Source organism: Nostoc sp. (genome assembly GCF_036917455.1).
Classification (GTDB): Bacteria; Cyanobacteriota; Cyanobacteriia; order Cyanobacteriales; family Nostocaceae; genus Nostoc.
This window is the reverse complement of the sequence record NZ_JBALDK010000143.1, coordinates 1-10853: the sequence shown is the minus strand read 5'-3', so window position 1 is coordinate 10853 and position 10853 is coordinate 1. Positions and strand designations below refer to the sequence as shown.

At 41.3% G+C, this 10853-nt stretch carries 11 protein-coding genes and 2 pseudogenes; 6 read left to right on the top strand and 7 right to left on the bottom strand.

The features are described from left to right. Positions 1-278 precede the first annotated feature (278 nt). Entirely contained in the window at positions 279-1118 is an 840-nt protein-coding gene (gene dapF / locus V7K42_RS15305; protein WP_334917451.1) for a diaminopimelate epimerase, read from the bottom strand. Positions 1119-1187: 69 nt separating this feature from the next. Here dapF and V7K42_RS15300 point away from each other — a divergent pair, with 69 nt between their 5' ends. Beyond that, positions 1188-1406, top strand: a complete 219-nt coding sequence (locus tag V7K42_RS15300; protein ID WP_334917450.1) for an Hfq-related RNA-binding protein — start codon at positions 1188-1190, stop codon at positions 1404-1406. Positions 1407-1754: 348 nt separating this feature from the next. Here the strand turns inward: V7K42_RS15300 and V7K42_RS15295 are convergent, their stop codons facing one another. Further along, positions 1755-3539, bottom strand: coding sequence for a diguanylate cyclase domain-containing protein (locus V7K42_RS15295; protein ID WP_334917448.1), 1785 nt, complete (start codon positions 3537-3539; stop codon positions 1755-1757). Between the two features lie 920 nt (positions 3540-4459). Beyond that, positions 4460-5320: a 16S rRNA (cytidine(1402)-2'-O)-methyltransferase gene (gene rsmI / locus V7K42_RS15290; protein WP_334917446.1), complete on the bottom strand. Its 861-nt coding sequence runs from the start codon at positions 5318-5320 to the stop codon at positions 4460-4462. A 62-nt stretch (positions 5321-5382) separates the two neighbouring features. On the opposite strand from rsmI, the gene V7K42_RS15285 reads away from it, so the two are divergent. The 4 genes and pseudogenes from V7K42_RS15285 (at position 5383) to V7K42_RS15270 (ending at position 7697) form a co-directional block, all read left to right on the top strand. Beyond that, positions 5383-6276 carry a sugar kinase gene (locus tag V7K42_RS15285; protein ID WP_442938576.1) on the top strand — a complete coding sequence of 298 codons (894 nt, stop codon included), beginning with the start codon at positions 5383-5385 and terminating at the stop codon, positions 6274-6276. A gap of 84 nt (positions 6277-6360) precedes the next feature. Then, on the top strand, positions 6361-7221 hold the full coding sequence (locus tag V7K42_RS15280) for a 3'(2'),5'-bisphosphate nucleotidase CysQ family protein (protein WP_334917444.1): 861 nt from the start codon (positions 6361-6363) through the stop codon (positions 7219-7221). A 171-nt stretch (positions 7222-7392) separates the two neighbouring features. After that, positions 7393-7547 (top strand): annotated as a pseudogene (gene rpsU / locus V7K42_RS15275) (30S ribosomal protein S21); the annotation flags it as partial. 36 nt (positions 7548-7583) lie between these two features. Then, a complete protein-coding gene (locus tag V7K42_RS15270; protein WP_334917453.1) occupies positions 7584-7697 on the top strand; it encodes a catalase-related domain-containing protein in 114 nt (37 codons plus the stop codon). Between the two features lie 135 nt (positions 7698-7832). On the opposite strand, the gene V7K42_RS15265 is transcribed toward V7K42_RS15270, so the two are convergent. Continuing rightward, the gene (locus tag V7K42_RS15265) at positions 7833-7973 is read right to left on the bottom strand and encodes a hypothetical protein (protein ID WP_334917442.1); all 141 of its coding nucleotides are present in this window, start codon (positions 7971-7973) and stop codon (positions 7833-7835) included. 239 nt (positions 7974-8212) lie between these two features. Between V7K42_RS15265 and V7K42_RS15260 the strand changes: the two genes are divergently transcribed. Continuing rightward, the gene (locus V7K42_RS15260) at positions 8213-8932 is read left to right on the top strand and encodes a hypothetical protein (protein WP_334917440.1); all 720 of its coding nucleotides are present in this window, start codon (positions 8213-8215) and stop codon (positions 8930-8932) included. Between the two features lie 66 nt (positions 8933-8998). Here the strand turns inward: V7K42_RS15260 and V7K42_RS15255 are convergent, their stop codons facing one another. From V7K42_RS15255 to V7K42_RS15245, 3 genes and pseudogenes are all read right to left on the bottom strand, one after another. Beyond that, on the bottom strand, positions 8999-9886 hold the full coding sequence (locus V7K42_RS15255) for a hypothetical protein (protein WP_334917438.1): 888 nt from the start codon (positions 9884-9886) through the stop codon (positions 8999-9001). Positions 9887-9934: 48 nt separating this feature from the next. Continuing rightward, entirely contained in the window at positions 9935-10444 is a 510-nt protein-coding gene (locus tag V7K42_RS15250; protein ID WP_334917436.1) for a hypothetical protein, read from the bottom strand. A 205-nt stretch (positions 10445-10649) separates the two neighbouring features. Then, positions 10650-10853, bottom strand: a pseudogene (locus V7K42_RS15245) (photosystem II q(b) protein); the annotation flags it as partial.

The window sequence follows — 10853 nt, the reverse complement described above, 5'->3', positions numbered from 1 at the left end:
TCGCTCTCTATGATTTCAATCCTAAAAGGGCGGCTCATGGTTATTTTAATTTATCGAGTTTGTTTTCTCCATTATATGCAGCTTCATATAAAATTGGTATTAGGCGTAAGCCATAACGCACCAAAGCCTTAAGAATTGTGCGTTACGCTGTGGCTAATGCAACGCCAGTGACGCTCCTGCGTCGCTAACGCTCAAGTCGGGAAACCCGCCCACGCGACTGGTTCCCCTGCGTATCTTTTCAAAAATCAAAAAGTAGTCCTATAGAATCGATAAGTTGGTTACAGTTTACCCGTGAATACTTTTTCAGCCGGGCCTGTCATGTAAACCCGTTGGTCGATTTCTGACCATTCAATTTGTAAGGGGCCACCTGGTAATTCTATAGTGGCGGTGCGATCGCATTTTCCAGTTAACACACCAGCTACCAACGAAGCACAAGCACCAGTCCCGCAAGCTAATGTAATCCCAGCACCCCGTTCCCACACGCGCATTTTCAAATAGTCACGGCGTACCACTTGAATAAATTCGGTATTTATGCGTTGGGGGAAAACTGGGTGATGCTCAAATTTAGGGCCGATGGTTTCTAACTCAATTGCTGCGACATCTTCCACAAAAGTAATGCAGTGGGGATTTCCCATATTTACACAGGTGACATCCCAAATTTGCCCCGCCACCTCCAACGGCACAGAAATTACTTTTTCTTGGGCGGGTGCAAGATTAGTCGGAATTTCGCTAGCGAGTAACCTGGGTAAACCCATGTCTACTTTAACTTGACCATCAGATAAGAGTTGGGGAGTTATTACACCACCCAAAGTATGAATGCGATATAAGTCTTTATTCCGGGATTCCCCTTCTAAGTCTGCCAAAAAGCCAGCTAAACAGCGAATGCCATTACCACACATTTCTGGTTCTGAACCATCGGAATTAAAAATCCGCATGGTGTAGTCAGTGCCATTTACTCCAGGTAGGGCAAAAATAACACCATCAGCACCGATACCAAAGTGGCGATCGCACAACTCGATGGCTTGCTCTGGAGTCACTACAGGCACTGATGACGAACGATTGTCAATGAGGATAAAGTCATTGCCTAGACCATGATACTTAGTAAATTCGATTGCCATTTCTTTAAGGATGAATTATCAAGGATTAGTTACTCTTTATTTTGCCTTGTAGGTTCATCTTTACTAAAAATGCTTACTGAATTTGACACCACTTTGCCCAGTATTATCCAAGTCCAAAACCTGATTAAACAAACAACGCCAGTAGAGTTAAAGCTGCTGACTGGTGATGTACTCACAGGAAGGGTTTTATGGCAAGACCCACAGTGTATCTCTATTGCAGATGAAAACAGTCAGCAAACCACCGTTTGGAAACATGCGATCGCATACATCAAGCCGCAAGTGAGTTAGGAGTGAGGCAGAAATATCACAGGCTTAAGCCCGGATTTCTCACCACATGTCGATTAAGCCTGCGCTTGAGCAGGGGAGCCAGGGGGAGCAGAGGAGAGTTCAAATACCAAGTTCTTTCCCCTCTGCCCATCCTTCGCCTCAAGCTTGTGAGAAATGCGAGTATTAGTTTTTTCTTCCCTTGCTTCCCCTGCCTCCCCTGCCTCCCCTGCCCATCCTTCCCCTCAAGCTTGTGAGAAATGCGGGTTAAGGGGAATACTCTTTCTGCCCTGCCGCAAAGCTAAGTGGGGTAAGGGTTTCAATACCCCTGCTCCCTGCCTCTTTCTGAACCCCTATTCTTCGTGACTGGACTTAGAGTTTTGCAGCACAAACCCACCTATTACGTCCTTGTTCTTTAGCTTTATACAAAGCTTTGTCGGCTGTGTTAATTAAGTCTTGAGGTGAACTTTTAGCTGTTGGTTTTTGAGTCGCAACACCTAAACTGACAGTCACAAAATATTGAAAGTTCTTCTTCTTCTTATGAGGAATCTTTAATTCTTGAATAGAATTTTGAATCAACCTAGTCAGTTTAATCGCACCTGATTCGCTCGTATTTGGTAAAATGACAATAAATTCTTCACCACCATAACGAGCTAGTAGATCGGTAGGACGCTTTAATACAGCTTGGGCTGCACGAGCAACTTGTATTAAGCATTCATCTCCAGCTAGGTGTCCATAAGAATCGTTATAATCCTTGAAATAATCAATATCAAATATAACTAAAGATAAATAATTTCCTGTTAGTCTTAGTCGATTCCATTCCTGCTCTAAAAATTTATCAAAACAATGACGATTTGCGATTTGGGTTAGAGCATCTAGCTTACTGATTTTTTCTAGCTGAGAGTTTGCAACTTCTAAAGCATGGTTCGCTTGAGCAAGTTGATTAGCTTGAGAGCGGGATTGCTCTAATAATTCAGAATGTTCTAAAGCTACATTAAACTGAGCACCTAATTGTCGGATAAATTGAATTTCAGATGTTTTCCATTTACGCGGACAACGGCATTGATGAACACATAGTAATCCCCATAAAGTTTTTCCTTTCATTAAAGGTGCAACAATTTGTGCCTTGATTTCAAATTGCTCTAACAGTTGAAGGTGGCAATCCTTTAGCCCAGCTTGATATACATCTGATAATACCTGTATACGCCCTTGGTGATAAGCAACTGCATATTTTTCACCAAAACAATCATCCTTTACCTTGATAGCGATCGTAGAATCGTAGTCAGGCAATACATTCTCGCAGACAAATTCCCCAGAAGTATAGTTCGATTCCGGGTCAAATCGAAAGATACTGACGCGATCGCTACGAAGAGCTTTCCGAATTTCTCGTGCAGTAGTCTTAAACAAAGTGTCTAAATTAAGAGATTCTCGAATTTCAGCAACTAAATTAAACAGAATATTCTGCTGCTGATTCGCTTTATACAGTTCTGCGGCTTTTTGTTCTGCTTGAGCTAAAAATTCTGCTTGTTTAACTGCAAATCCTAACTGCGTTGCAATCTGAGACAGAAATTGAATTTCTAATTTTTTCCATTCATGTGGTTGTGAGTGCTGATAAGCAGCAAGCACTCCCCACAATTTTTTTCCAACAAAAATTGGTGCAGTTGCATAAGCTCGAATATGGAACTGTTCTAAAATTTCTAAATGGCATTGAGACAAGCCTATTGTATAGACATCTGAAGCAACTAAAGTTTCATTATTACGATACCGTCCACCTTGATGTTCTTGGAGATAAGAGTCATTCCAAACTGTATTTTTTCCTAATGTATCGACATCATCCCATCCAGTCTCTGCAAACTCGAAATCGCTGACAAATTCTCCACCCCAGTTTTCATAGAAGCGATAGACTGCAATCCTCTCGACACGGAGTAACTTGCAAGTTTCCTTAGTAGCTGTACGAAAAATTGTTTCTAACTCAAGAGAAGCTCGGATTTTACTAATAACTCGGTAAAGCGCCTTTTCTTGCTCTTCTATCTGCTGAATTTGAACGTGTTTATCGTGCAGTTGACTTTCTAAATTACTAACACTAGGCTGTCCTAAAAGCTTACAGAGGAGATTAGCAGATACTTTTGTGATGATATTTAAATTCTTGTATAACATTATAATTATAATTTCGGTAATATTATAGATGAGAATAGACGGCTACAATGCTATTGCAACGTAACTTTTCGTAGTTTATATAGGAATCCAGTTTGATTTGGAGAAAATATACGTAGGATGTGAGCGCAAAGAGTACGGCATCAAACCCTTGATAATAGTGCGTTACGAACTCCGTTCTAACATAACGCCAGTTGCTACAACGGAGGGAACATCCCTTCGGGAAAACCAGTCGCCTAGGTTGGGAAACCCGCCTACAGCGCTGGATTCACCGCAACGCACTGGCTCCTCTACAATACCTAATTTCGTTCAAAAATCAAATAGTAATCCTATAGCTATTATCGCGCAATGAAGTTTCGTGGTAGCTTCTCTACATCTGACTTTTACAATTAAGTCTTAAAAAGCTTGCTCACAAAAAATTATGGATAAAGTACAGCAGATATATGCATATATATAATATATAGCAATGCCTTCGATGATACCCACAGTTAACACATTTATCTCTAAAACTGATACCAGAAATCAGGGCAACACAGAATAAATCATCTCAGAGTTAATATCTGTTTGCAAACTGACAAATCTCAATATCCAAACAGTGGGGGAATTGTCTGGAAAAATTTGTTTTGTAGTTGTATGTTTACTGTTAAACTGACTTCATTTGCTACATCATGTGTGTAATTATTGAGAATCGATAGATGATTTCTGGGTCGTTGAAAGTAGTTAATTTACTCATATTGCACCTCTGCGTATAAACCCAGATTTAGTTAATATAGACGCAATAAAGGTACATTCTTTTTATTGAAATTTATTGCTAAACTAAGGGTTTTAGATTCAATACTGAGTGACTAAATACCATCATTCTGATTGGTGCAAGATCGAGTACAAAGTATAAAATCAGAGGATATTTAAGCGGTATTAGCTGCTCACAACTCAGGTGTGAGGACTATAGAAAGAGCTAGTTGATAGAGTTGGCGACGGGGAAGGGAGGTAAATTTTGCTAACTGACGGCTAGCTTGCGATCGCGATATTCCCTGACTAATTAACTGTTTCAATTCGGCTTTCAACTCCTCTTCTGTCAATTGGGGCTGACTGGCTGGAATTCCTGCCACTACTAATGTATATTCACCTTGGGGTTCTCGTTGGCTGTAGTGAGCGATCGCCTCGGTAATTGTCCCCCGCCAAAATTCCTCATACAATTTTGTTAACTCTCGCCCCAGTACAATTTGGCGATCGCTTCCCCAAACTTCTGCTAAGTCTTGTAAAGTATCTCGCAAGCGGTGGGGCGATTCATAGAAAATCATTGTGCGAGATTCTGTTTGCAGAGATTCTAAATGTTCTTGTCTCTGTTGAGTTTTCGGCGGGAGAAAGCCTTCAAAGACAAATCGATTCGTTGGTAATCCAGATGCACTCAAAGCGGTAATTGCTGCACTAGCGCCAGGAATCGGAACTACTGGAATTCCCGCCTCAATACAAGCTTTCACCAGTTCATATCCCGGATCGGAAATACCTGGCATTCCAGCATCACTCACAAGAGCGATCGCTTTATTGTTAATTAAATGCTCTAATAATTCAGGAATGCGGCTGGTACGATTGTGTTCGTGGTAACTCACTTGGGGAGTCTTAACTTGAAAATGTTGTAGCAGTTTCCCTGTATGACGGGTGTCTTCCGCAGCGATGATATCTACAGTCTGCAAAATTCGCACCGCCCGAAAGGTTATATCTTCCAGATTGCCAATTGGTGTGCCGACAACATAAAGTGTTCCTGGTTTTGGATCGGTTTGCATGAGGGAGAGTTAGGAGACAGGAGTTAAAAATAAGAATTTATGCACCTATAGGAAAATGTATGATGACTAATCCAAAATCTAAAATCGAAAATCCAAAATTAGATCGGGGGTTATTTGTGGGTTTAGTAACCTTGGATTTGATTTACCTTGCGGACTCTGCCCCTAAGAATAATCAGAAGATTGTCGCTACTGACTATACTGTAGCGGCAGGTGGGCCAGCAACCAACGCGGCTGTAACTTTCAGCTATTTAGGTAATCAGGCAACAGTCTTAGGTGTAGTTGGTTCTCACCCAATGACGCAGCTAATTCGAGGTGATTTGGCAAATCACCAAGTTGCGATCGCAGACCTTGAGCCTACCACGGATTTAGCACCGCCTGTCTCCTCAATCATTGTCACCCAAGCCACGGGGGAACGAGCTGTGATTTCCATCAATGCTGTCAAAACTCCAGCCAGCGAAGCATCTATCCCGCCAGATATTTTGTCAAATGTCGATATAGTACTGATTGATGGACATCAGATGGCGGTTAGTTGTTCCATAGCTCAAATGGCTAAAGCCAAGAACATTCCAGTTGTAATTGATGGCGGTAGTTGGAAAGCTGGATTTGAGGAAATTCTGCCGTTTGTAGATCATGTCATCTGTTCGGCTAATTTTTATCCCCCTAACTGCCAGACTGGAGAAGACGTTTTTGCTTATCTGGGCGAATTTAATACTCCTCACATTGCCATTACCCACGGACAAAAACCAATTGAATACTTGAGTTGCACTAAAACTGGTATCGTAGATGTGCCACAGATTCAAGCAGTTGATACATTGGGAGCTGGAGACATTTTCCACGGTGCTTTTTGTCATTACATTTTACGGGAAAGTTTTACTGATACACTGGCGCTAGCATCTAATATTGCAGCTGATTCCTGCAAATTTTTTGGTACCCGGCGCTGGATGGATTTAAAATAATTCGTAATTCGTAATTTTAAGAATATTAGATCGCAAAGTGCGTCTCTAACTCAGATTATACATATTTTTAATTGGGCTAAATCAATGAAAGACTTACAAGAAATATTAGCGATCGCTCGTGAGATCGGTTGGGGCGCAGCAGATATATTGCGATCGTATTACCACGGCACCGCAAAAGACCCTAATTTAGAAGTTCAATATAAAGAGAATGAGCCTGTTACCGTTGCCGATGTAGCTGTGAGTCAATATATCTTACAGAAGCTACAAGCAACTTTGGGTAATGAAGATTTTGCTTACATCAGCGAAGAAACTTATCAATTGCCAAGTACTGGCGCACACTCTTCTTTCCCTTGGGTATGGATAATTGATCCTTTAGATGGTACGCGAGACTTTATCAAAAAAACTGGTGACTACGCAGTTCATATTGCTTTAGTCAAGGAAACACGCCCAGTATTAGCTGTGGTGGCAGTACCAGAGGCAGAAAAGTTATATTATGCTACCAAAGGTGGGGGAGCATTTGTAGAAACCCGCGATCGCTCTGTTCCTTTACAAGTGTCGTTAGGTAAATTAGTTGAAGATTTAACTTTAGTCGTTAGTCGCTCTCACCGCAACCAACGATTAGATTACTTGCTACAAAATTTACCCTGTCAAAATCAGAAAGGTGTGGGTAGTGTAGGCTGCAAAATCGCCACCATTGTCGAGCAACAAGCAGATATCTATATTTCCCTTTCTGGTAAATCTGCGCCCAAAGACTGGGATATCGCAGCTCCAGAACTGATTTTAACAGAAGCTGGTGGTAAGTTTACACATTTTGACGGAACTCCGTTGCAGTATAACACTGGTGATATCAATCAATGGGGAGGTTTGCTAGCTAGTAATGGTGAATATCACGAAGCCCTGTGTCAGGAAGCAGAAAAGATTTTAGCGCAGTTCGATCGCAGCTAATGGGGCATTTGAGGATGAATGTTTTTTAATTTGTTTTTACGAGAGTTAGGCATGTTACGATTACACCCAACTACCGACAATAATCTTTACTCCTTAGTCCACAGCTAAATTTTCAAAGTATTAAATATTTAAGCGATCGCTACTTAAAAACGATATTAAGGAGAAATGAGAATGACACAGGTAGTTTTAGGGGAGAATGAAGGTATCGAATCAGCTTTGAGAAATTTAAGCGGGAAGTTTCTAAAGCAGGAATTTTCCAAGATATGAGAAAAAAGCGTCACTTCGAGACACCAAGGTTACGGAAGCGACAGCCGGACTGCGCTCTGGATTTATGGGTAAGTAATCCACTTAGCAACTGGCAAATGAGACACGTGCCGCGCAGCCCCAGTTTCCAAGACCACTTCAGTCAGGCAACCTTATTCTGGAACAGTTTGTCTGAGACGGAGAAAGAACACTTAGGAACGTGGATTAAATAAAGTGTAAAAGTAGGGTGTGTTAGCGGAGCGTAACGCACCATTCTCCATTCCATTAAAATTGCAGATTATTAAATTTGCATTCCTTAGTCAAAGCGGGCCAAGCCTCTAACTTGAAATCGAAAACTAATGACTTTATCAGTGCGATCGCTCAACATCGCCATTGGATGAGATTTTAAAAGGAGATGGTACCTGCATAGCCACTTGCTTGACTTCGTAAACAGTAATTAATCTTAAATGGGACAGAGGCAGAGTAAACTTAACTTTTGTTCTTTCCATTTTTACAGCCGACAATATATATATTCTCATTTAGAAAAGATTTATTGAGATCAAATCAAATAGGCGTGTGTTTAAACCAATGTGCGCCCCTACCTTCTACCTCATTCCACAAAGAAGCGCTATAGTTTGTTGAGTTCCATTTACGGAACTCGCAGCAATATAAATGTATTCTTCCTCTATACCCATAAAGTATTGTAGATATCGTTACTCTGCAATCCTTGGCTCTGGATTTTGAAAAAATGTTACGACTTTATCATTTATTACTAGGTTCTATTTTGGTAGTGTCGATACCTGTGGGAGCAAAATTTGTTCTTCCCCAATTTTCTCCACCCAAAGCGGTAAAACCTCCTACTGTTACCAAACTTGCCAACTCAAAAGAGGGAAATATCTGGCAGAAAATACTGGGAAACGCTCCTGCTCCAACTAACTGGCAAGTTGCTCCTTGTGAAGGAAATGCACCGTTATTGTGTATCTCCTCCAAAGGGCAACGTTTGGGTACAGTTGAGATTAACGTTTACCCATTAGCAAACACTGAGGATTTCCGAAAGAAACTTGCAGCAGATGACATTCCAATTGGTTCCCAAGTGGATTATCAAAGTCCTAAGTATCAAACCCAGGTATTACCAGCACTCAAAGCTTGGGTTACAGACCACTACACTGCTTTTGCAAAAGATCGTCAGAGTGAATATGGCAAAGAGATTACTTTCTCAGCCTACCCACCGCAACCAGTACCCATTGGTAAGCTTCAGGGAATCCGCTATGGGTTCGCCGGACTTAAGCAAAAAGGTGGAGTACAAGAGCAACATATCGGTCATGTTGCTTTTGATGGCACAAAACTTTATGTAATTACCACTGGATTTGATACAGGTACGCAAACGGGTAAGTTTGATAAACTAGAAGACTTGGCTATTTTTCAACCTTACTTGTATGCGATCGCAGCAGATTTGCATTTACCCTAATGGGAATTGGGAATTGGGAATTGGTTATTTCTCTCATCATTCCCTATTTCCCACTTTCCCAATAACCTAAATCTCAGCTACCGCTCGTTCAATTAAGCGATGTGCTAAAGTTTGCGTACCAGTGTGTTCATAATAATTTGTTGATACATCCAAGAATGCAGCCAGGTAGTCCAACTTGTCATCAGCAATATCGATAAAACCTTGCAAATTGCTAACTACCTTGTGTGGCGTTAAATTATTCGCGCTAACAATACCACTCATCCAACCTTTAACTGAGTCAAAGCTTTCGCCGATGAAGTTGAGTTTACTACCAGCATTGCTCCCTGGAATCACATCTTTGATGCTTTGGAAAGTCGAGTTTTGTTCTAACTCCTGTGGCTTGGTTTGATTAAGCCCAGATATTGCTTTGCTGATGAAGTCTGGCCCCAGAGGAATCAAACCATCAACGCAAACTAACGCCACCATACGGATGAGTGACTCACCACTATATTCACCTAAAGAGGCGACAAAATCGCCAATACTATCTCCAGGAATGCCGTTAATTTGGCAAAAAGCCACTAACTCAGCCACTAATTTTAATGTCAGATCGATGGTTTGGGCTTTGTCTGGTTTAGGAGTAACAGAGTTTAAAAAACCCAATAAAGGGATTTTTTCACCAACTTTGTTAGCTAAAGCGGCTGCACCAAGGGCTTTATCTGTATTATCAACGGTTTGATATAGCCACAAAGCTGTTTGGTATCCTTGGGACTTGTCGTTGAATAGATAAATCGCTCTTTCACCAATTTGCTGAATTAAATCTTCGTCGTCTTCGCCTGTAATGGTCTTAATGGTATTGACAAAGCCGACGGTATTTTGCCACTCTCCAGGAGCAACAAAATCAAGGGACTTCAACATAGAAACAGTCAATCCACCAGTTGGTAGTTGATCAACCAATTCAAAAATCGATTTGCTCACAAAAATCTCCTTACTTAGATTTTATTATCTTCAATGTCGGTATCCAGCTTATTTGAGGCTAGCCAAACGATTCAGATTAAACTTCTCTATCCAATCGGCGCGATCGCTAGCTTTAAATGACGGATCGCGGGAAAGTATTTTTACTTGGTACTTACCTACCAAAATTGCGGTTTGCGTCTTCCCAACTTCGATTGCAGGATAACCGCCAATTTTTTTGGTACTCTTCGAGAACTTTGCTGCTGCATTAGGTGTACTTGTAGTATCAGAAATAGATAGCAATGCTAGTTCTTTACCACCTTTTTTCAACTTTGCTTCTGCAAAGCCTTTTTTCTCTTGGGTATAGACACGCTGGTAGCCATCACCACCTTCTGGGAAAAGTTTATTAAATTCGCTACCCTGAGTTGCGGTTTTAGCAACCCCTTGGCCGCTTTTTTGTTGAGTGCTTTCTTTTTGGGCCTGGTCAAAACGTCCAGGTGTTTTTGGAGTACAGGCGGTTGTAAGTAGTACCACTGACAGCAATAAAGCAGCTACTACCTTACGCCCACGATGTAAAATCATTATTGGCTTCTCCTTATAATTTAGCTTTGAGGCAATTATCTGCGCTGCTAGCAATTATTACCCGTAAAATTTACTTTTTGATAATTATTGCCTAAATTCTGAATTAATGAACGTTAACCAATGCAAAAACGCCCTCCCTTTCGGGAGAGCGTTTTTTACTTACATGTAATCGTGAAGAAAGTATCTCAGATTATCATTAACCTGATTAACCGTTGATAGCAGGAGCGGAAAGAGCCACAGGAGCAGAATCGCCAGCAGCCAAATCTAGAGGGAAGTTGTGAGCGTTACGCTCGTGCATTACTTCCATACCCAGATTAGCGCGGTTGATTACATCCGCCCAAGTTGCAATCACTCGACCTTCAGAGTCAATGATTGATTGGTTGAAGTTGAAACCGTTCAAGTTGAACGC